The sequence below is a fragment of the Bradyrhizobium sp. P3_C3 genome, from assembly GCF_056402655.1.
In genome coordinates this window covers 14,273-32,962 of sequence record NZ_JBFUGY010000052.1, presented here as the reverse complement: position 1 = coordinate 32,962, position 18,690 = coordinate 14,273, and the positions used below count along the sequence as shown (strand labels likewise).

Below are 18,690 nucleotides of genomic sequence, written 5' to 3'. Positions count from 1 at the left end.
AGCAGATGCGATCGCTCAAGCTCGATACGCCGAAATCGCTGTCGCAGCGGGTGGTGCTGCGGCTGCGCCAGGCCATCATCGACGGCGAGTTCGCGCTCGGCGCCGCCATCTCCGAGGAGATGGTGGCGAACTCCTTCGGCGTCAGCCGCACGCCGGTGCGCGAGGCGATGGGCCAGTTGCAGGCGCAGGGCCTGGTCGTGATCCGGCCGCAGGTCGGCAGCTTCGTGTTCACGCCGAGCGCGGAAGACATCACTGCGCTCTGCACCTTCCGGATCGCGCTCGAGCCCAAGGCTGCCGAGCTCGCGTTCCGTCATGATCGCGACGGCGCAATTGCGACGATGAGCAAGGCAATCGCGGCGATGGAGCCGGCGATCGCGGCGAAGGACAACATCGCCTATGGCCGCGCCGATGCGAGCTTTCACGAAGGATTGTTCGCGCATTGCGGCAACCGCTATCTCATCGAATCCTACCAGCTCGTCTCGGGCCGCGTCGCCGCACTGCGCACCAATCTGACGTCGCCGATCGACGTGCGCACCCGCTCGTCCTTCGACGAGCATCGCAAGCTGCTCGATCTGTTCGCGCGCGGCGAGTTCGCGGCCTTCGACGCGCTGATGACGACGCACATCACCAATTCCGGCCTGGTCTATGCCAAGGCCTTGAAAGTGGAGGCCTTGAAAGTGGAGGCGCTGAAGGTGGACTGAGCGCTTCTACCCCGCGTCCTTCGATCCCGGCCTGTCCAGAAAATCCAGCGCGGTGTTGATCTGTTCGAGCTGGTGCTCGATCTTGTCGCGATCGTCGACCGACTGCGCCTTCTCGAGCTGTTCCACAAGCTTCTGCTTCCGTGACAACAAGTTCTCTATGACCGTACTCACAAGTCCCCCATCGCCCCGAAACGAAGCGTCGAGGCAAAATCCGGTTACGGCACTGGCGCCGGGATGGTCGGGGCGCGCGCGAGCATGGCTCGCATCGGTCCCTTGATCAGAATGTTCGCGGAGGCGGTTGGTTCCTGCGAATGAACCACAACTCCGATCGATGGAACTATTTGCGCAGGCTCGCCCAGACCCCGCCGAGGATCAGCACACCGCCGAACAGATGGATCAGTTTTGGCGGTTCACCGAGAATTGCGAACGACAGCAGGGCGCTCGCGATCGGTCCGAGATAAAGCACGAGCGAGGTTCGGACCGAACCGAATTTGCCGCCGAGCCAGGCAAAGCCGGCATAGGCGAGCAGCCCGGGAACGATCCCGGCGAAGACGTAAGCCGACACCGCTTTCGTGCTGAAGACCTGCGCCGGCGTGGTCCACATCTCGATCAGCGCCTGCGGCAGCGAGAACAGCGCGCCGGCGCCCGCGAACAGGCTCATGCGCGCCAGCAGCGACGCCTTGGGCGCCGCGCGCGATTGCAGCAGCGTATAGCCGGACCAGCCGAGCATCGCGATCACGACCAGGCCGTCGCCCGCTGCCGTCTCCAGTGCGAACAAGGTCTCCGGATGACCGCCGGAGATGATGAGCAAGGCGCCGGCGAGCGCAAGCGCTGTGCCGAGCCATTGCAGCGGGCCGACATGCTCGATGCCGAGCACCGCAGAGATCATCAGCACCGTGATCGGCGACAGCGCCATGATCAACGCGATGTGGATCGCCGTCGTCGAGATGCCCGCGGCATAGACCGGGCCGCCGCAGAGGAACATGCCCATGAAGCCGGCGGCGAGGATCGGCCAGATGTTCTTGCCGAGTGGCACGCGGCCGGCGCGGATTTCGGCGAACGCGATCGGCGCGAGCCCGATGGCAACGATGCTCCAGCGGAAGAAGGCGAGCGCGAAGGGCGGGACGGAGCCCGCAAGCCCGCGCGCCAGAATTTGATTTGAGGCCTGCGCGGTCGCCACCAGGATGAAGCCGATCAGCGCAACCGCACCGAGCCAGGCCTCGGTGGACGGCGCCGCACCGGCGTCGTCACCGCCGTCAGAAGTTTCCTTGCCCATGGAGCAATCGGATATCCGATGTCGGCTGCGGTGAGAACCCGGAAGAGGGATCGCTCGTATGCATATGCGGCACGCGCACAGTTCCGGGCGGCGAGGCGATGCTCGCCATGCGCAAGGCCTGGATCGAGGCGGCGCTGCCGGGCTCAACAGTGACCAATCTCCGCCTCGTCGAGGACGCCGTACGGATGGTCCGCCAGCATGGCGAGCCGGCCACGACTGCCGAGGTCCGGCAGGGGTTTGCGAACGGTTAACGCGCTCGCGCGGGCCGATTTGCCCCTGGCGGAACCGCAAATCTTCACGCGCCTGTCGGTTGTATTCGCGGCCCCGGAGTCCTATGCGTAGGCGCCATGGACATCCAGATCATCACCGCCGAAAAGCCCCTGATGGCGCAGGCGCGCCCGCGCAAGCCGGCGCCGTTCCTTCCCATGAGCCGCGCCGAGATGGACGCGCTCGGCTGGGATGCCTGCGACATCGTGCTGGTGACAGGCGATGCCTATGTCGACCATCCGAGTTTTGGCATGGCCATCATCGGCCGGCTGCTGGAGGCGCAGGGCTTTCGGGTCGGCATCATCTCCCAGCCCGACTGGCATTCGGCCGAGCCGTTCAAGGCGCTGGGCAAGCCAAAGGTGTTTTTTGGCGTCACCGGCGGCAACATGGACTCCATGGTGAACCGCTACACCGCGGACCGGCGCATCCGCAGCGACGACGCCTATACGGCCGGCGGCGAGGGCGGCAAGCGGCCCGACCGCTGCACCGTCGTCTACGCGCAGCGCTGCCGCGAGGCGTTCAAGGACGTGCCGATCGTGCTCGGCGGCATCGAGGCCTCGCTGCGCCGGATCGCGCATTACGATTACTGGTCCGACAAGGTGCGCCGCTCGGTGCTGGCCGACGCCAAGGCCGACCTGCTGCTCTACGGCAATGCCGAGCGCGCCGTCGTCGAGGTGGCGCAGCGGCTCGCTGACGGCGAGGCACCGCGCGACCTCAGCGACATCAGGGGCGTCGCGCTGTTCCGCCGCGTGCCCGAGGACTATTCCGAGCTGCACGCCGACGATCTCGATTCCGCCGACGAGGGCGCAACGCGCCAGAAGGGTGCGACCGTCATCCGGTTGCCGGCGCTGGAGCAAGTCGAGCAGGACAAGGAAGCCTATGCGCGCGCTTCACGCGTGCTGCATCGTGAGAGCAATCCCGGCAATGCGCGGCCGCTGGTGCAGCGTCACGGCGATCGCGATCTCTGGCTCAACCCGCCGCCGATCCCGCTGACCAGCGACGAGATGGACGCGGTCTACGATCTTCCTTACGCGCGCGCGCCGCATCCGTCCTACGGCGAGGCCAAGATCCCCGCCTGGGACATGATCAAGTTCTCGGTGACGATCATGCGCGGCTGCTTTGGCGGCTGCACCTTCTGCTCGATCACCGAGCATGAGGGCCGCATCATCCAGAACCATTCGGAAGGCTCGATCCTGCGAGAGATCGAGAAGATCCGCGACAAGACGCCGGGCTTCACCGGCGTGATTTCCGACATCGGCGGCCCCACCGCCAACATGTACCGGATGGCGTGCAAGGATCCGAAGGTCGAGGCGGCGTGCCGGCGGCCGTCCTGCGTCTTCCCCGAGATCTGCCCGAACCTCAACACCTCGCATGACGACCTGATCCGGCTCTATCGCAAGGTGCGCGAGACCAAGGGCATCAAGAAAGTGATGGTCGCCTCCGGCGTGCGCTACGATCTCGCGGTCGAGAGCCCCGAATACATCAAGGAACTCGTCACCCATCACGTCGGCGGCTACCTGAAGATCGCGCCCGAACATACCGAGCGCGGCCCGCTCGACAAGATGATGAAGCCGGGCATCGGCGCCTACAACCAGTTCAAGCGGATGTTCGATGCCGCGGCCGAGCAGGCCGGCAAGAAATACTATCTGATCCCGTATTTCATCGCGGCGCATCCGGGCACGACCGACGAGGACATGATGAACCTCGCGCTCTGGCTCAAGAAGAACCGCTATCGCGCCGATCAGGTGCAGACCTTCCTGCCCTCGCCGATGGCGACCGCGACCGCGATGTACCACACCGGCGTCAACCCGCTGCGCGGCGTACGCCGCGGCGGCAGCGACAAGGTCGAGGCGATCAAGGGCCTGCGTCAGCGAAGGCTGCACAAGGCGTTCCTGCGCTATCACGACCCCGACAATTGGCCGGTGCTGCGCGAGGCTTTGATCGAGATGGGCCGCCGCGACCTGATCGGCTCGCGCCCCGACCAGCTCGTGCCCGCGCATCAGCCTCCCGGCACCGGCAAGGCCGCGGGTACGCGGCGCCCGGTGCGGCCCGGCGGCAAGACGCAGCGGTTCACGACCAAGGGCCTGCGGGTGATGAAGTAGGCAAGAGCCGGACGAGATCCGGTTCAGCCCGCGGCTGTCGTGCCTCCAAAACAAAAATGTCGAAAACGACCCCATGCACAGTAGACGGCATGAGCGGGATCAATGGCTTAGGCGGTCTGCGGCGACGTTGACCCGTCGGGCAAAACGGGCGCGGGATGGCAACGCGCCCCTTACGCTCGCACCGAAACTGGTTGACCTAGGCGCTATCATGTAACATACGAAGTTACATGAAACGAGACAGCCGATTATCAGGGGTTCTCCACGTCCTGCTGCACATGGCGCAGCAGCCTGGCCCGTTCACCTCGGAGACGCTGGGGAAGGCCATGGACACCAACCCGGTGGTGATCCGCCGCATCATGGCGGGCCTGCGCGACCTCGGTTACGTCCGCTCCGAGAAGGGGCACGGCGGTGGCTGGACGCTGGCTTGCGATCTTTCGAAGGTGACGCTGCGCGATGTCTACACCGCGCTCGGCAGCCCCTCGATTCTGGCCATGGGCAACCGGACCGAGGCGCCTGGCTGCCTGCTCGAGCAGGCCGTCAATGCCGCGCTCGATCAGGCCTTTGACGATGCAGAGGCGTTGCTGCTGTCGCGCTTTGGCGAAGTGACGCTGGCGATGCTGAGCGACGATCTGCGCAGGCGCCTGGGTGCGCGAAAACTTCACAGCATGAGCGCGCATCACGCGTGACCCGCTCCCCTCAGCAGGACAACATCGTGACCGACATTCAAAACGCATTCTCCGATCCGCAGATGGTGGCGAAGTACACCGAAGGGCCGCCACGGTTCGTTCCCGGCTACAATTCGATGCTGTCGATGGCGGCGATCCTTTTGGGCGAGCGTGCGCGTGAAGATGCGCGAATACTCGTTCTTGGCGCCGGCGGCGGCCTGGAGCTGAATGCCTTTGCGCAAGCGCAGCCGCGCTGGACCTTTGATGGCGTGGACCCGTCCGCTGCGATGCTGAATCTCGCGAAGCAGACGCTGGGCCCGCTCGCGCCGCGCGCGCATCTGCATCAAGGCTATATCGACGATGCGCCGGAGGGACCATTCGACGGCGCGACGTGCCTGTTGACCCTGCATTTCGTCGATGTCGAGGAACGGCTGCGAATAGCGTCCGAAATCCGCCGCCGCCTCAAGCCCGGCGCGCCGTTCGTCGCGGCCCATTTCAGCATCCCCGGCAACGACGATGAACGGCCGCTTTGGCTCTCGCGCTATTCGGCCTTTCTCGCCGCAGCCGGAGTCGAGCCCGACAAGGCGGCCGCCGCGCGAAAGGCGGTCGACGGCCAGTTGAGCATTCTGGCACCAGAGCAGGACGTCGTGATCTTGCGCGACGCAGGCTTCTCCGACCCGACCCTGTTCTATACCGGCTTCACGTTCCGCGGCTGGGTGGCCTACGCCTGAGACGTCACGGCCTCGTCGACACGTCGCCATGAAAAAGCCAGGCAGGGCCTGCCTCTCGCGCTACTCCGCAAGCCGCGCGAGCGGGCCCGCGGCCGCCTTCTGTTCACCCAGCGCTTGGCCCTGGGCCATGCGTTGGCGGATCATTGCGACAACCGGGCCTACCTGCTCGAAAGCCCGGTCGTGGGCGTCGTCGCCGGCGACCGCCAGTTTCGTCAGGTCGTAGACGTCGATCCGGTCGCGCGCGAGCTCAGTTCGATAAGGCTCCTGGGTCGGGTCGATATCGCCCAGGCGGGCGACGTCTCCCCAGATCGTCTTCGACAGCGAGAGCGCGCCGTCGTCACGCGAGACGAACAACGAGATGGGGGGCCGCGCGCCGCTCATCCGGTTCAGTTGCGAGCGGAAGACATCGACATCCACGTCGGGTGCCACCAGCATCACATTCTTCAGCTTGCTGCGCTTCGACGCGACAGCCGGGGCGCGGATCGCCCGCGTTCGCAGTGCTTCCAGTGCGATCCAATTGCCCATCGAATGAGCCAGAAGATAAACTTCGCCGACGGCAGGCGAGGCGTCGAGCGTGCTCAACAGATTGTCGAGCGCGTCACGCGAAAAATTGGCACTTTCCCGGTCATAGGTATACGCGCGCAGCCTCAGCTCGCCGCGCGATGGCCAGGTGAAAAGCACGGGAACGACCGGCACTTTGGAGTCGTGCACGATCTGCGCGAAGCGATAGACCGCATCATCGAAGCGGTTGTTGAAGCCGTGGACGAAGACAAGCACCTTGTTGCGACCGGACTGCTTCATCGCCGCGGCGACAGACGCAGCGAAATGCGTCTTGTCGAGATAGTCGGCCGACACAGTCGTGAAATCCCGTTGGGGGTCGCCGGGCAGGCTCGCGGGCCACTGCACTTCGCCGATCTTCCGCGCGGCATCTGGCGGGATCGAGACAGTCACCTCGGCAAAGGACAGCTCGTCCGAACGGTCCCCGCTGAACATCTCACCGGGATCGACGTCGGATCGCTTGCGATTGGTGACGACGTAGATCGGGACATTTGTGTTTCCGGGGGCGACCTGCGCTGTCGGAACAAGCACGCCCTGCGACGGACGTCCTGCACAGCCGCCCAGGACTGCTGCGATCGACAAAGCCAACAAAACTGCTGGAGCACTGATGCGACTCGTCCGGACCACCGGCAACACTCACAACTGGACGCAAGAGCGCGATAACTCACCATCCGGGCAACGGAAGGGGCACCGGATATCGACCAGTCTATACCGGCTGAGCGTGCCTGGATGTCACGGCGCGGCAACACCCAGCCGGCGACAACTGCGGAACCCGGTCTTGCAGACCATGGTCGAGTGAAATGTTTAAGAGGGAGATGTCGAGCATCTCACGTGGCACACATTGCATATGCGTTGCCGTTGTTGGCGGCGGCCTTGCTTTGGCGGTCGTCAGAGCGCCTTGACGTGCTTGGAGAAGATGCGGAGCCGCTCGCGCTGCCGCCTGCCCTGCTGTTCGAAAGCGTATGATGCAAGGCGCTCGACCGCGTCGCGGAGACACCTGAATTGGATCTCCCTTTCGTCGGGACGCGTGCCCTTCGAGCCGTGAAGGTCGTCCAGCGCGACGCTGCTTATCTCGCAGTCGACGATGCTGGCGCCATACGTCATCGTAAACAGAAACGCCATCCGCTCCGTGTCGTAGCCAAGAATCTGGCCGCGCGTCAGAAGCGCTGCGTTTTCCGCTGGGAATACTCTCGGTGGACGCGGCAATTGTCAGCCTACGGCTTCGCCGGTGTCGCACGGCGGCACCTCCGCCAGGCGGCTCGCCTGCGAAGCAAAATCGTTGAACGCTGCGACTGCGTCGCTCATGTTGTGGCATCCGCGGCTGTCGCGCGAGGCGTGAACGCGAAGATCGAACAGCTCCATCCAGAACAGGGGCGCCGCAGCTGAAGCGGCTTCAAGCGTTTCGAACATGTTGATCTCGCAATCGCCAACGCGCTCAAGCGCAACCGTCCGTGGGCCATGAGCGATATGAGGAATTCCGAGCAATTTTCCGTAACTTCGCAATATCTTCACGTTTATAGGCGGCGCGCCATCGCAGCTGGACATCAAGGCCTTCGGGCTTTTTCGGGGTGGGTTCGCCCCCGAGTACAGACGACGCACCTAGGGGGACAGATCGCCGATTTAAGTCACATGACACCCGGTTTCTTGTTATCGTGAGCCAATAACTTGATTTTCTATGCCGCGATCCCGATGCGCGAGCCGAGGACTCAAGGCCGCAGCGGCAACGACGAAAGGGTTCGATGTGGCTGCTGCCCGTTCGCCCCAATTGCAAGCCATGCCCAGTGCGACCGGCGGCATCGCCCGCCTGGTGTGGGCCCGCCTGCGCGAAGCCGGCATTCAGGCGGACGGCTTGCTGTCCAAGGCCAGATTGACCCTCGAGCAGATCCAAGACCGCAAGGCGCGGCTGAGCGTTGAAAGCCAGATCAAGTTTCTGGAGCTTGGTGCCGAGGCGCTGCACGACGACGCCCTGGGATTTCACCTGGCACGGGACTTCGACCTTCGTGAGATCGGCCTGCTCTACTATGTCGCGGCCTCATCCGGGACAGTCGCTGAAGCCTTGTCAAAGACGGAGCGCTATTGCCGCCTCGCGAACGAGGGAATTTCACTGCGATTTGCCGCGAAGGACATGGCGATTGCGTTGAGCTATGTCGGCGTGGAACGGCGGTCGGATCGGCACCAGATCGAATTCTGGGTGACCTCTATCATTCGAATCAACCGCGCACTGACCAACCGCCGCGTGGTGCCAAGCCGTGTCAAAGTCGCCCATCGCCGTCGAGCGATGCCCGCGGAGGTCAGGTCGTTCCTTGGTTGCGAGATCGAGTTCGGATCAGACGTCGATGAGATCGCCTTCCCTCAGTCCGTGGGACAGATGCCCATCGAAAGTGCCGATCACCACTTGAACGATCTGCTGGTGACCTTCTGCGAGGAGGCGCTTGCACATCGGAAGCCTGGGGGAGTTTCGCTCAGATCGAGCGTCGAGAATGCCATCGCGCCACTGCTTCCCCATCGCGAGGCACGGGCTGAGGAGATCGCGCGCCGGCTCGGCATGAGCCACCGCACGTTGGCGCGGCGCCTCGCGTCGGAAGGACTGACCTTCACCGGCATTATGGACGAGCTGAAAATCGACCTCGCCAAAAGCTATTTGAAAAAGGACGAGTTGCCGATTTCGCAAACCGCCTGGCTGCTCGGCTATGCCGAAGTCAGCGCATTCACCCACGCCTTCAGGCGCTGGACCGGAATGACGCCACGACAATGGCGTGCCGCGGACGATCCCAAGCGCGCCGACAACGTCAACGATACGCCCCCTCGCGCAAAGAACGCCAGGGCAAGCTAGTCCCGGCGGTAACCCCAAAGCGCCCCGATGCAGCCAGGAAAACACCAGATCCACTCAAGCCGCGGACCGCTGCAACCCTCACCGATCCACCGGCACGCCCGGCCCGAGATGATACCGGCTCGAGAAGAACACCAGCGGCGTGGTGTCGCGATAGTCGCAGCTCGAGACTTCGGCGATGATCAGCGTGTGGTCGCTGACATCGACGTGGCGTGTGACCTCACAGGCGAACCAGGCCATGCAGCCGGACAGACGCGGCAGGCCGTCGACGATGTCGTAATCCGGCGCCGCGCCGGTGTTCGGCTGGCTCGCGAAGTGCCGCGACAGGTCCCGGCCGTGCTCGGGCAGGACGTTGACGCAGTAGCGTCCAGTCGCCGAGATCGCCCGGTGCATGCGTCCCGGCATGACCGACACCAGCACGGTCGGCGGGGACAGGCTGACGGTGACAAAGCTGTTCGCGGTCATGCCGCAGACGCGGCCGTGCTCGTCCAGCGCGGTCAGCACCGCGACGCCGGTCGTGAAGCGCGATGCGGCCTCGCGGAACGAGGCCGGATTGGCGCGCGGCATGTCAATCCCCACTCGCATCGGTCCTCACGCAATCGCCCTGACAGGCTCAGGCGGCGCCGACATGCGCTCGATCCAGGCCTGGATGCGCTGCGGCGTGCAGATGCGGTCCCACTGCCGGTCCGGGTAGTTGAAATTCTCGGTGAACTCGTTAGCCAGCGCCGGGTTCTGGCTCATCGCGCCGATCAGCATGCCCAGCGCTTCCGTCGGCGGCTGCAGCATCACATTGGTCCAGCGCGAGGCCGCCAGCACGCGATCCTGTCGTTTCAGCTCGATCTTCTCGCACAGGCGCAAGTCGAGCGCATCCGCGTTGACGATCTCCTCGCCGAGCACGAAGGCCGCATAGGAGGCGACATTGGCGCCCTGGCCCATCATGGGATCGACGATCGCATGGACGTCACCGAGCGCGATCGCGCATTTGCCGTCGTCGAACTCGACCACAGTGTTGCGCACCGTCGGGACCACGCCGCCTTGCAGCAGATCCTGCGGCTGCGCGAGATCGAAGCGCGCGGTGTCGATGCGGTCGTAGGTCGTCGGGTGATGCTTCTCGAGCTTGCCGAGCAGCACCTTCAAGAAGTGCTTCGGGTTGTCGTCGTAGCTGAGCGTGGCCAGTTCCTCCATGTCGCCGCCGGGCACGTTCTCCATCAGCAGCGCGTTGGCTACACCGCCGAACGTAATGGTCGGGATCACGATCATCTCGCCATGTCCTGGAGACACGGAGAGCGTGACGTTCATGGGATCGGGCTGCCGCACGCCGGTGTAAAGCCCGACGCACAGCCGCCGTTGCGGCTGCGAATAGGGCGTGTGCTCCGGCCGGTAAGTGAAGAGCTGGCCCAGCGGACCCTTGCCAGTCGAGACGACCAGGAGATCGAAACGGGCGACCAGCGGACGGATGTCGCGCTCTTCGATGCGGCGGTATTCGATCTTGCCGCCTCGCTTCACGAAGTCCTGCATCAGCGCAGGAAGATAGATCCGGTAGTCGACGGCGCGGCTCGGCTTCGAGAAATCACCGCGAAAACTCAGCGGCTGCGGAAAATTGAAGACGTGGTCGTGGTAGTAATAATGGTCCTTCGGATCGCTCCAGTGATTGACGCCGAGATAGTCCTCGCGCGCGATCGTCACGTGGTGATGCGCGACGGTGTTGAGCAGGCGGATGTTCTTGTATTCCTCAGGCGGTCGATCCGTGATGATCGTCGCGTCCACGCCGTGCTTCTGCAGGTAAAGCGCGAGATGCAGGCCGGCGATGCCGGCGCCGACAATTCCGATATGGCGTGCCAATTTCGTCTCCTCCCCTGTGAATGCTTGTTTTGAGGGAGCCTAGCGACCCGCCGAGTTGCGCACTACGGAATAAATGGGATATAATTTATTCCAGATCGGAATGAATTATGGACCGGATCGATTGCCTGCGCGCTTTCGTTCGCGCCCTGGAGGGCGGCAGCTTCTCGGCTGCGGCCAAGGAGCTCGGGATCGGCCAGCCCGCGATCAGCAAGCGCATTGCGATGCTTGAAAGCGAATTCGGCACGCAGCTGTTTTCGCGCACGACGCGCACACTGAAGCCGACGGCCGAAGCGCACCGGATCTACGATCTCGCGCGGCAGATCCTCGACAGCTTCGACATGGCGCGGTCGAGTGTCGAACAGGCCGCACCCCGCCCCACCGGCACGCTCCGGATCGGCGTGCCGTCGTCGTTCGGACGGCGCTACGTGATGCCCGTCATCGCCGAGTACGTTCGGAATTATCCGGAAGTGCGGGTCGACATCCGCTTCAGCGAGCGGTTCGTCAATCTGGTGGAAGAAGGCATCGAATTGGCGCTGCGCATTGGAAACCTGGAAGCGAGCACGCTGGTCGCCCGCCGGCTCGGGACCGTGCAGCGCCATCTTGTTGCGACACCCACCTATCTGCACGGCCGCCCGCTGCCGCGGACACCTGACGATCTCAGCTCGCACCAGTGCATCGTCTATTCGCGGATGTCGCCGGCGCAGCAATGGGCCTTCGAATCCGAGCATGGCCGTCACGTCGCATCGATCAACGGACCCATTCACGTCGACGACGCCGATGCGATGCAGGAGGCGACGATGCAGCATCTCGGCATCGCAATCCTGCCCGAGTGGAATGCCGCGGAGGGCCTTCGCAGCGGCGAGCTCGAACATGTGCTTCCGGACTACACCATCGCCGCGCTGCCCCTGCACGCGATCTATCCGGAGACGCAGTGGATGTCGCTGCGCGCGCGAAGCTTTCTGGATCTCCTGGTCGACCGCGCCGAGTATTTCGCGCCAGCCCCGTCGCATACCCGCACCGCCGGCGCAGGCGGTTGACGCCGCCCCCGCCATCATTAAATGACGCCCATGAAAAAGATCGGATTTCTGTCCTTCGGACACTGGACGCCCTCGCCGCAATCGCAGACACGCTCGGCGGCGGATACGCTGCTGCAATCCATCGAGCTGGCCGTCGCGGCGGAACACCTCGGCGCGGATGGCGCCTATTTCCGCGTGCATCACTTCGCGCGCCAGCTGGCCTCGCCCTTCCCGCTGCTCGCCGCTGTCGGCGCAAAAACCAGCACAATCGAGATCGGCACGGCCGTGATCGACATGCGCTACGAGAACCCGCTTTACATGATCGAGGATGCAGGCAGCGCCGATCTCATCGCCGGCGGGAGGCTCCAGCTCGGCATCAGCCGCGGCTCGCCGGAGCAGGTGATCGACGGTTGGCGCTACTTTGGCTATCGCCCGGCCGACGGCCAGAGCGATGCCGACATGGGCCGGCGCCACGCGGAGGTCTTTCTGGACCTGTTGCGCGGCGAAGGCTTTGCCGAGCCCAATCCGCAGCCGATGTTTCCCAATCCGCCGGGGCTGCTGCGGCTCGAACCGCATGCGGCAGGCCTGCGCGAACGGATCTGGTGGGGCGCCGGCTCGAACGCGACCGCAGTGTGGGCGGCGAAGCTCGGCATGAATCTGCAGAGCTCGACGCTGAAGAACGACGAGACCGGCGAAGCTTTTCATGTGCAGCAGGCGGCGCAGATCCGTAGCTATCGCGCCGCGTGGACGGAGGCTGGCCACACCCGCGAGCCCCGCGTGTCCGTCAGCCGCAGCATCTTCGCGCTGATGAACGATCGCGACCGCGCCTATTTCGGCGGGGAGCGCGGCGGCGAAGACCAGATCGGCTTCATCGACCCGCAAACGCGCGCGATCTTCGGGCGGAGTTATGCGGCCGAGCCGGAGGCGTTGATCGAGCAGCTCAAGCAGGACGAGGCAATCGCCGAGGCCGATACGCTGCTGCTGACGATCCCGAACCAGCTCGGTGTCGACTATTGCGCGCATGCGATCGAGGCGATCTTGAAACACGTCGCGCCGGCGCTTGGCTGGCGGTGAGACCGTCGACCGGTTCACTGCGACCGGTTCACTGCGCAAGTCAGGCCGTCTCTTGCTGACTCCTGATCTTCTCAAGCCAAGCTGTCAAACGCGGATGTCTGGTATATCGGCCCTCCAGCCCTGCCAGCTCCTGCTGAAAGACCGGCAGCGAGAGCAGCCGTTCGATATCGGGCTCCCTGATCTTCCAGATCGCCGGCGGAAAGAAGCCATGCACCTTGAGTTCGTAGAGCTCGAAGATCGCGTGAATGATCTCGTGGACCGCCCGGCGCTCTTCCGGTGTGATCTCAATGTCGCCGGCAGCCCCTCGCTCGAGGAATGCCGCGACCGGAAGGCGGCGTCGCAGGTCGGAGACCCGGTCGGAATATCGAAGGAAGATGTCCGCGCCGAGACGCCGATTGTTGGTGTGTAGCGCCGCATAGATCGCAGCCATGCCAACGATGATCGATCCGAGCGTCACGAATCTGAGAATATGGTCGAGCACGCGTCTCCTCCTTGCGCAGGGCACCGGAGTGACAGAGATAAACCAGACCGTGGGCCGATAAAATGGGGCGGCCGAGGCTCATGGATGCCCCGCATCTGACATTTGTCAGATGCGCGGAGGATGAAGTCCCGTGAATTCGTGGTGATGTCAGTCCCGCGCCCGGGCCTATCCCGTCTTCGTCCCCGTGATGACGGCGAGCGCCTCGACGAAACGATCGAGATCGGCCTCGTCAGTAAAGAGCGCCGGCGTCACACGGATGCATTGGCCCTTGGCGACGCCGGTCCGGCGCACCGTCATGACCTTGTGGCTGTCCCTCAGCTTCACGACGATAGCGTCGTTGTCCGCCTTGCTGGTCTTGCCGGCGAGACGGAAGGACGTGATCGCGCCATATGAGCCGACCTCATCCGGCGTCAGGATCTCGATGTCCTTGAATCCGCGGGCGCGGCTCACCCAGTAATCACGCAAATAGCGGAGGCGGGCTTGCTTTGCCGCCGCGCCGATCTGCTGATGGAGCGCCACGGCCGCGGGCACCGTCAGGACCGTCGCGAAATTGACCGTGCCGGTGTGCACCCGCGAGCGGATGTCGGTCTCCGCAAAGTCCTCGTCGCCCATGTCGCGGTCGATGTCGGCGAGGCGATCCTTCCTGATGTAGAGGAAGCCCACGCCGAGCGGCGCGCCGATCCATTTGTGCAGGTTGAAGCCGACGAAATCGACGTCGAGCTCGCCCACCCTGAAGTCGATCTGCCCCCAGGAATGCGCGGCGTCGACGATGGTGTCGATGCCCTTGGCCCTGGCCATGCGGGCGATCTCGGCGACCGGCATGACGAGGCCGGTGCGATGGCTGACATGGGTGAGGAGAAGGAGCCTGGTCATGGGATTCGCCTCGAGGGCACGGGCATAGGCGTCGAGCACGGCCTGGCGGGTGGCCGGCTCCGGCACATCGAACCTGACCACGTCGACACCGCGACGCGCCTTAAGCGCGTTCATCGCGTACTGCATCGAGTCGTAGTCGAGGTCAGCGTAGAGCACGCTGTCGCCGGGCTTCAGCTTGTTGTAGCCGCCGATCAGGAGCTGCAGCGCTTCGGTCGCGCCGCGGGTGAGCGCGATCTCCTCGGGCGCCGCGCCGACCGCCTGGGCCACCTTGATGCGCACGGCCTCGAAATCCGCACCCGCGCGCTGCCGCGCGTAGTAGGTGTTCTGATAGTTGACCATGTCGGTCTGGCGAATGAACTCGCGCCTCACCGGCTCGGCCATGATGCCCCAAAAACCGTTCTCCAGATTGACGACATCCGGCGTCACGGCATAGAGCCCCTTCACCGCCGTCCAATAGGCATTGTCGGTGGCGATGGCGGCCGCCGCTCCGGTCGGCTGCGCCGGCAGGCCGTCGGCTGCCATGGCCGGTGCCGCCAGGGACGTGACGGCTGCGGCCGCGAGGCCCTTCAGGATCGACCGGCGGTCGGACGACATTGTCTCATTCAGATGCATATCAGCCCCCCACGATGCGTGGCGAAGGGAGCAGCGATCCATAGAGCGCGCATGACGAAGCGATGACAGTTCGATGATGCCCGGCGCGCCCGGTTACATCCCGGTCATTGCCCCGTCGATCATCCCTGCGCCGACGTCACCGGCCATTGCGAGACGTCCGCCATCGCAAGCAATTCCAGCTTCGCGGATGATTTTTCCAACAACCCGGCTTGCGCAAGGCGCCGGGGATCATTGCGATAGTCCTGAAAGTCCGCATCGGATGCGAAGCTGACGATGTGCACCTCGATCGTGCCATCCGGATTTCGAAGACGACGCTCCACACGCCCGTTGAACGCAGCGAGTAGCGGCAAGACGGCATCCTCGTAGGCGCGGAAGGCCTCGATACCTTCAGGCGGTATTCGGGCAATGAGCACCAGCGTTACGGAGTGAGCTTGAGAGGTCATCGCCGCAATCCCGAGCCGAGATAGTCGCGCATTGGAGACGCTGCATCCTGCGGGCGCCGCCTCACGGCGTCAATGACGGCTCGAACACAGGCGGATACCTTCGAGACGCCCGCTTCGGGCGGGCTCCTGGGGATGAGAACCTGCTTCGTGTCGAAGCGCGGTCGCCTCGCGCGATCTCAGAACAAGGCGGCGTTGAGGGCCTGTCCATAGATCATCGCGGCCACGAGGGAGAGCAGCAAGCCCGCGCCCGAGAAGATCACGAGCACCTTTACGGTTTCGACATCAACGTTGGTTCTCGTCGCGCGGGATATCGCCTTTGCCAGTGCAGCCATCATCGCCAGCTCCGAACCGGGCCGCGCGAAGGCGGGCCCTGGTTCATCTAGCGTCATTGGGTGCGTTTGCGTGTGAAGCAGATTACAGGTGCGCTTGCGTGCTGCGCCTCAGGCATGAGCCGCAGCCTTGCCAGCGGTCGGCATCGTCAAACCGCCCTGCTCAACGCGCTGCCCTCAGGGTGAGGCGCCACTGAACCCGCCGGCGCGTGATTGACGACGAGACCGGTCGGCACCGTGTTGTACCTCGACAGCGCTGCGGTGACCCGCCGCATCGCCGCCGAACCGAGTTCGCCGGCGCGCACCACCGGGATGATCAGATCCGCGTGCGCGGCCAGCGCGATGGCGTCGGGCTGAAGTGCGAGATTGCTCGCATGGACGACGATCAGATCGAACTCCGAGCGAATATCGTCCTCGGGCCGGGCATCGGCTTTTCTGCCGGCGCTCAGCAGCTCGTCGATCGACTGCAGCCCCGCCGTGGTCGAGCCGTCCTGCCATTCGGTCACCGGAGGCTGGTGACCGGCGAATTCCGGCTGGAGCCGGATCAGCACGCTCATCATGCCCCGATTCACCGCCGCGCGATTGAGCGAGCGCGCAACGGTGTTGCCGCCGGCACCTTTGCCGACCGACAACACGAGGGCGACCTTGCAGCCACGCACCGGCGCGCGATCGATCCGCTCGAGAAGCGGACGCAGATATGCGCCGAGATCGAGCTCGGCCGAGGCAGTGATCGGCCTTTGCCATACAGTGTTGGCCACGGCGCCAGGCGCCAGATCGGGAATGCGAGCCCAGACAGGCAGGTTCGGCATCGCCTCGGGCTGGCGCGCAGCCGGAGCCGGACGCTGGACTTGCGCGTCCGCCGCTTCCGCACGCGCAAGAGTTTGAGAAGGAGTTTGAGCAGGAGCCTCGGCAGGCGCTGGCCCGTCGGACATGCTTCCCATCGCCGCAACGGCCGCCGTCGAGGTCAGGATCGAGCCGATCGCGAGCGCCGCGAGCAGCAAGGCGAGGGGCGGACGCGTCGAGCGCATCGGCGGAATGGCGAGCGAGGCGATCTTGGTCTGGGAGCTCTGCAGCTGGCGCTGCTCGTTGGTCGTCTTGAACCGCGACAGGAACTGCTCGTAGATGTTCTTGTTGGCATCGGCGTCACGCTGCAGCTCCTGCAGCTTCACGAGCGCCTGACCGTCGACCAGCATCTGCGTCTCGACCGCCCTGAGCTGCTTTTCCAGCGCGTTCTGCTGCTCCAGCTGAGCCTCATATTCGGACTTCGCCGTGTCGATGTTCTTCTTCCGCTCGACCTCGATCTGCCTGTTGATGTCAGCCAGCTGGCTGTAGGAGATCGCGAGGTCGGGATGGCGGTCGCCGTACACCGCTTTCTTCTGCGCGATCTGATCGTTCAGGGTCGAGCGCTGCGCGCGCAGCATACTCAGGAGGTCCTGCTTCACCGGACCTTCGACATTGGCCTTGAGATCGCGCTGCACCTGCTCGTAACGCGCCTTGGCTTCCTCGGTGCGCGCGCGAGCGGCGGAGACCTGCTGATTGAGGTCAGTCACCCGCAATTGCTGGGTCGTGGAATCCTTGCCGGCATTGAGGATCTTGTGCTCGAACCTGAAGGCGGCAACGGCATCTTCCGATACGCGCAGGCGCTCGTTCAATGCCTTCAGCCGGTCCTTGAGCCAGTCGGCCGCCTCGTCCGTGGCCTCGGTGCGGACACGGCCTTGGCTCGCGACGAACGCCTCGGCGATGGCATTGGCGTAATGCGCGGCCCGTTCCGCATTGTTCGAGGTGAATGAAATCGCAATGACGTAGGTCAGTCCGCGGCGCGAGATATCGAGACGGTTGCGGAATTTTTCGAGCAGGCGCGTCATGTCCGTGTAACCGCCCGCGATGTCCGGGTCTTCGGCGATCTTGAGCTGCTCGATCAGGGGGCGGAGAAAGCCGTCCGATTTGGCGATCTCGATCTGGCTCTGAAGTGCCGCGGCATCCTGGCCGATGCCCGGCAGCACGTCCTGCTCCGAGGTGACGCGCAGCTCGCGGGGATCGACGACGACCAGGGCTGTCGCGGCATATCGAACCGGCAAGACCATCAGGACAATGACGCCCAGGGCGAACAGCGCCAGCGCCAGCGTCAGGATGCGCCGGCCATTCTCGCGCAGGAAGGAGAGCGCACCGGTGACGGTCAGCGATCCCTTGATCAGCGCAGGAGCAGCGCTGTCAGGCTTCGCCGTCGCAGCCCGCGGCGCTTCCCACGAAGCCGCAGGCTCCGTCGGGGCGATGCTTCGCGGAGATGCGCCTCTACCGAACGCCATAGGGTTGGACTCGAAATCAACTGACAGCCCCGGTTCAGAGGCTTGCTACACCGTAAATATCCATGGTTAACCGGCGGTTACGGCTGGCGCGCCGTGGCCAATGAACGATCTGTTAACGCGCGTGCCGATGCGCCGCGCGGCATCGGCGCGTTCGGTTGAACCGGGCTGGCGCGACCACCACGACGTCGATCAACGTTCCGCTGCGGCGGTTCGAGGGCGATCATTTCGTCGTCGGCATTGCATTCCTCTCGACGACATTCGAGGTGTCGACGCCGCCTCACCGAGAGGCGGGGACGTGGGAAATGGTGGTCGATGGCGTGGAGCTGACCCGCACTCACTAGAGCCCGCTGCAGCGCAATCGGAACTGTGCTCCAGCGCGCCATTCAGAATAAAACCACGAGCTCATACTCAATTGAAATTGCTCGTAATTTTCTCACCTCAATGATTCGGCGACCTCGGCCTCGCCCGCTGCCGTAGGGAATTCCGGCACGCCTCACAACAGCGTGCGCCTTTCGCTCGGGGATCGTAGTATTGTCGCCGGAAGTCGCCGACGCACGAGACCGAGGATCTTGCGTATCCACGCG

21 protein-coding genes are annotated in these 18,690 nt (G+C 64.4%); 9 read left to right on the top strand and 12 right to left on the bottom strand.

The features are described from left to right. The first annotated feature begins 5 nt into the window (after positions 1 to 5). The gene (locus AC1DW2_RS37820; protein ID WP_477008532.1) at positions 6 to 701 is read left to right on the top strand and encodes a GntR family transcriptional regulator; all 696 of its coding nucleotides are present in this window, start codon (positions 6 to 8) and stop codon (positions 699 to 701) included. A gap of 6 nt (positions 702 to 707) precedes the next feature. Here the strand turns inward: AC1DW2_RS37820 and AC1DW2_RS37815 are convergent, their stop codons facing one another. Next, positions 708 to 848, bottom strand: a complete 141-nt coding sequence (locus tag AC1DW2_RS37815) for a hypothetical protein (protein ID WP_162131457.1) — start codon at positions 846 to 848, stop codon at positions 708 to 710. A 190-nt stretch (positions 849 to 1,038) separates the two neighbouring features. Next, entirely contained in the window at positions 1,039 to 1,977 is a 939-nt protein-coding gene (locus AC1DW2_RS37810; protein ID WP_247313766.1) for a DMT family transporter, read from the bottom strand. A gap of 107 nt (positions 1,978 to 2,084) precedes the next feature. Here AC1DW2_RS37810 and AC1DW2_RS37805 point away from each other — a divergent pair, with 107 nt between their 5' ends. From AC1DW2_RS37805 to AC1DW2_RS37790, 4 genes are all read left to right on the top strand, one after another. After that, the gene (locus tag AC1DW2_RS37805; protein ID WP_477008531.1) at positions 2,085 to 2,228 is read left to right on the top strand and encodes a hypothetical protein; all 144 of its coding nucleotides are present in this window, start codon (positions 2,085 to 2,087) and stop codon (positions 2,226 to 2,228) included. Positions 2,229 to 2,324: 96 nt separating this feature from the next. Beyond that, the gene (locus AC1DW2_RS37800) at positions 2,325 to 4,346 is read left to right on the top strand and encodes a YgiQ family radical SAM protein (protein ID WP_477008530.1); all 2,022 of its coding nucleotides are present in this window, start codon (positions 2,325 to 2,327) and stop codon (positions 4,344 to 4,346) included. A 227-nt stretch (positions 4,347 to 4,573) separates the two neighbouring features. Continuing rightward, complete coding sequence (locus AC1DW2_RS37795; RefSeq protein WP_477008529.1) at positions 4,574 to 5,032, top strand: Rrf2 family transcriptional regulator; 459 nt, start codon at positions 4,574 to 4,576, stop codon at positions 5,030 to 5,032. Beyond that, complete coding sequence (locus AC1DW2_RS37790; RefSeq protein WP_477008528.1) at positions 5,029 to 5,742, top strand: class I SAM-dependent methyltransferase; 714 nt, start codon at positions 5,029 to 5,031, stop codon at positions 5,740 to 5,742. Before AC1DW2_RS37795 ends, AC1DW2_RS37790 begins: the two co-directional genes overlap by 4 nt. Before the next feature lie 60 nt (positions 5,743 to 5,802). Here the strand turns inward: AC1DW2_RS37790 and AC1DW2_RS37785 are convergent, their stop codons facing one another. The 3 genes from AC1DW2_RS37785 to AC1DW2_RS37775 all read right to left on the bottom strand — a co-directional run bounded on the left by AC1DW2_RS37785 (position 5,803) and on the right by AC1DW2_RS37775 (position 7,710). After that, positions 5,803 to 6,936 (bottom strand): alpha/beta hydrolase, encoded by a 1,134-nt coding sequence (locus AC1DW2_RS37785; RefSeq protein ID WP_071909205.1) that lies wholly within the window; start codon positions 6,934 to 6,936, stop codon positions 5,803 to 5,805. Between the two features lie 252 nt (positions 6,937 to 7,188). Beyond that, complete coding sequence (locus tag AC1DW2_RS37780) at positions 7,189 to 7,506, bottom strand: DUF1488 family protein (RefSeq protein WP_477008527.1); 318 nt, start codon at positions 7,504 to 7,506, stop codon at positions 7,189 to 7,191. Between the two features lie 3 nt (positions 7,507 to 7,509). Further along, on the bottom strand, positions 7,510 to 7,710 hold the full coding sequence (locus tag AC1DW2_RS37775; protein ID WP_477008526.1) for a hypothetical protein: 201 nt from the start codon (positions 7,708 to 7,710) through the stop codon (positions 7,510 to 7,512). A gap of 331 nt (positions 7,711 to 8,041) precedes the next feature. Between AC1DW2_RS37775 and AC1DW2_RS37770 the strand changes: the two genes are divergently transcribed. Next, complete coding sequence (locus AC1DW2_RS37770) at positions 8,042 to 9,133, top strand: AraC family transcriptional regulator (RefSeq protein WP_477008525.1); 1,092 nt, start codon at positions 8,042 to 8,044, stop codon at positions 9,131 to 9,133. Between the two features lie 78 nt (positions 9,134 to 9,211). On the opposite strand, the gene styB is transcribed toward AC1DW2_RS37770, so the two are convergent. After that, positions 9,212 to 9,697: a styrene monooxygenase NADH-dependent flavin reductase subunit StyB gene (styB, locus tag AC1DW2_RS37765; protein WP_166104624.1), complete on the bottom strand. Its 486-nt coding sequence runs from the start codon at positions 9,695 to 9,697 to the stop codon at positions 9,212 to 9,214. 24 nt (positions 9,698 to 9,721) lie between these two features. Beyond that, complete coding sequence (gene styA, locus AC1DW2_RS37760; RefSeq protein WP_477008524.1) at positions 9,722 to 10,972, bottom strand: styrene monooxygenase subunit StyA; 1,251 nt, start codon at positions 10,970 to 10,972, stop codon at positions 9,722 to 9,724. A 107-nt stretch (positions 10,973 to 11,079) separates the two neighbouring features. Here styA and AC1DW2_RS37755 point away from each other — a divergent pair, with 107 nt between their 5' ends. Together AC1DW2_RS37755 and AC1DW2_RS37750 are read left to right on the top strand one after the other, a co-directional pair. Beyond that, positions 11,080 to 12,009: a LysR family transcriptional regulator gene (locus tag AC1DW2_RS37755; protein ID WP_477008523.1), complete on the top strand. Its 930-nt coding sequence runs from the start codon at positions 11,080 to 11,082 to the stop codon at positions 12,007 to 12,009. Between the two features lie 30 nt (positions 12,010 to 12,039). Then, positions 12,040 to 13,062 (top strand): LLM class flavin-dependent oxidoreductase, encoded by a 1,023-nt coding sequence (locus AC1DW2_RS37750; protein WP_477008522.1) that lies wholly within the window; start codon positions 12,040 to 12,042, stop codon positions 13,060 to 13,062. Positions 13,063 to 13,102: 40 nt separating this feature from the next. Here AC1DW2_RS37750 and AC1DW2_RS37745 read toward each other — a convergent pair whose 3' ends face one another. The 5 genes from AC1DW2_RS37745 to AC1DW2_RS37725 all read right to left on the bottom strand — a co-directional run bounded on the left by AC1DW2_RS37745 (position 13,103) and on the right by AC1DW2_RS37725 (position 18,106). Continuing rightward, a complete protein-coding gene (locus AC1DW2_RS37745; RefSeq protein WP_477008521.1) occupies positions 13,103 to 13,543 on the bottom strand; it encodes a hypothetical protein in 441 nt (146 codons plus the stop codon). Between the two features lie 165 nt (positions 13,544 to 13,708). After that, complete coding sequence (locus AC1DW2_RS37740; RefSeq protein WP_477008520.1) at positions 13,709 to 15,010, bottom strand: aminotransferase class V-fold PLP-dependent enzyme; 1,302 nt, start codon at positions 15,008 to 15,010, stop codon at positions 13,709 to 13,711. A gap of 137 nt (positions 15,011 to 15,147) precedes the next feature. Next, positions 15,148 to 15,471 (bottom strand): DUF1330 domain-containing protein, encoded by a 324-nt coding sequence (locus tag AC1DW2_RS37735; protein WP_477008519.1) that lies wholly within the window; start codon positions 15,469 to 15,471, stop codon positions 15,148 to 15,150. Between the two features lie 176 nt (positions 15,472 to 15,647). Next, positions 15,648 to 15,806 (bottom strand): hypothetical protein, encoded by a 159-nt coding sequence (locus AC1DW2_RS37730; protein ID WP_166104648.1) that lies wholly within the window; start codon positions 15,804 to 15,806, stop codon positions 15,648 to 15,650. 143 nt (positions 15,807 to 15,949) lie between these two features. Next, entirely contained in the window at positions 15,950 to 18,106 is a 2,157-nt protein-coding gene (locus AC1DW2_RS37725) for a GumC family protein (RefSeq protein WP_477008518.1), read from the bottom strand. Between the two features lie 155 nt (positions 18,107 to 18,261). Here AC1DW2_RS37725 and AC1DW2_RS37720 point away from each other — a divergent pair, with 155 nt between their 5' ends. Then, entirely contained in the window at positions 18,262 to 18,447 is a 186-nt protein-coding gene (locus AC1DW2_RS37720; protein WP_477008517.1) for a hypothetical protein, read from the top strand. Positions 18,448 to 18,690: the final 243 nt, after the last annotated feature.

Excerpts from the sequence above, each read along its gene's own strand:
- styB (WP_166104624.1), bottom strand. The coding sequence starts at position 9,697 with ATGCCGCGCGCCAATCCGGCCTCGTTCCGCGAGGCCGCATCGCGCTTC.
- AC1DW2_RS37730 (WP_166104648.1), bottom strand. The coding sequence starts at position 15,806 with ATGATGGCTGCACTGGCAAAGGCGATATCCCGCGCGACGAGAACCAAC.
- AC1DW2_RS37810 (WP_247313766.1), bottom strand. The coding sequence starts at position 1,977 with ATGGGCAAGGAAACTTCTGACGGCGGTGACGACGCCGGTGCGGCGCCG.
- AC1DW2_RS37795 (WP_477008529.1), top strand. The coding sequence starts at position 4,574 with ATGAAACGAGACAGCCGATTATCAGGGGTTCTCCACGTCCTGCTGCAC.
- AC1DW2_RS37805 (WP_477008531.1), top strand. The coding sequence starts at position 2,085 with ATGCGCAAGGCCTGGATCGAGGCGGCGCTGCCGGGCTCAACAGTGACC.
- AC1DW2_RS37725 (WP_477008518.1), bottom strand. The coding sequence starts at position 18,106 with ATGGCGTTCGGTAGAGGCGCATCTCCGCGAAGCATCGCCCCGACGGAG.
- AC1DW2_RS37800 (WP_477008530.1), top strand. The coding sequence starts at position 2,325 with ATGGACATCCAGATCATCACCGCCGAAAAGCCCCTGATGGCGCAGGCG.
- AC1DW2_RS37735 (WP_477008519.1), bottom strand. The coding sequence starts at position 15,471 with ATGACCTCTCAAGCTCACTCCGTAACGCTGGTGCTCATTGCCCGAATA.
- AC1DW2_RS37740 (WP_477008520.1), bottom strand. The coding sequence starts at position 15,010 with ATGTCGTCCGACCGCCGGTCGATCCTGAAGGGCCTCGCGGCCGCAGCC.
- AC1DW2_RS37755 (WP_477008523.1), top strand. The coding sequence starts at position 11,080 with ATGGACCGGATCGATTGCCTGCGCGCTTTCGTTCGCGCCCTGGAGGGC.
- AC1DW2_RS37820 (WP_477008532.1), top strand. The coding sequence starts at position 6 with ATGCGATCGCTCAAGCTCGATACGCCGAAATCGCTGTCGCAGCGGGTG.
- AC1DW2_RS37775 (WP_477008526.1), bottom strand. The coding sequence starts at position 7,710 with ATGTTCGAAACGCTTGAAGCCGCTTCAGCTGCGGCGCCCCTGTTCTGG.
- AC1DW2_RS37750 (WP_477008522.1), top strand. The coding sequence starts at position 12,040 with ATGAAAAAGATCGGATTTCTGTCCTTCGGACACTGGACGCCCTCGCCG.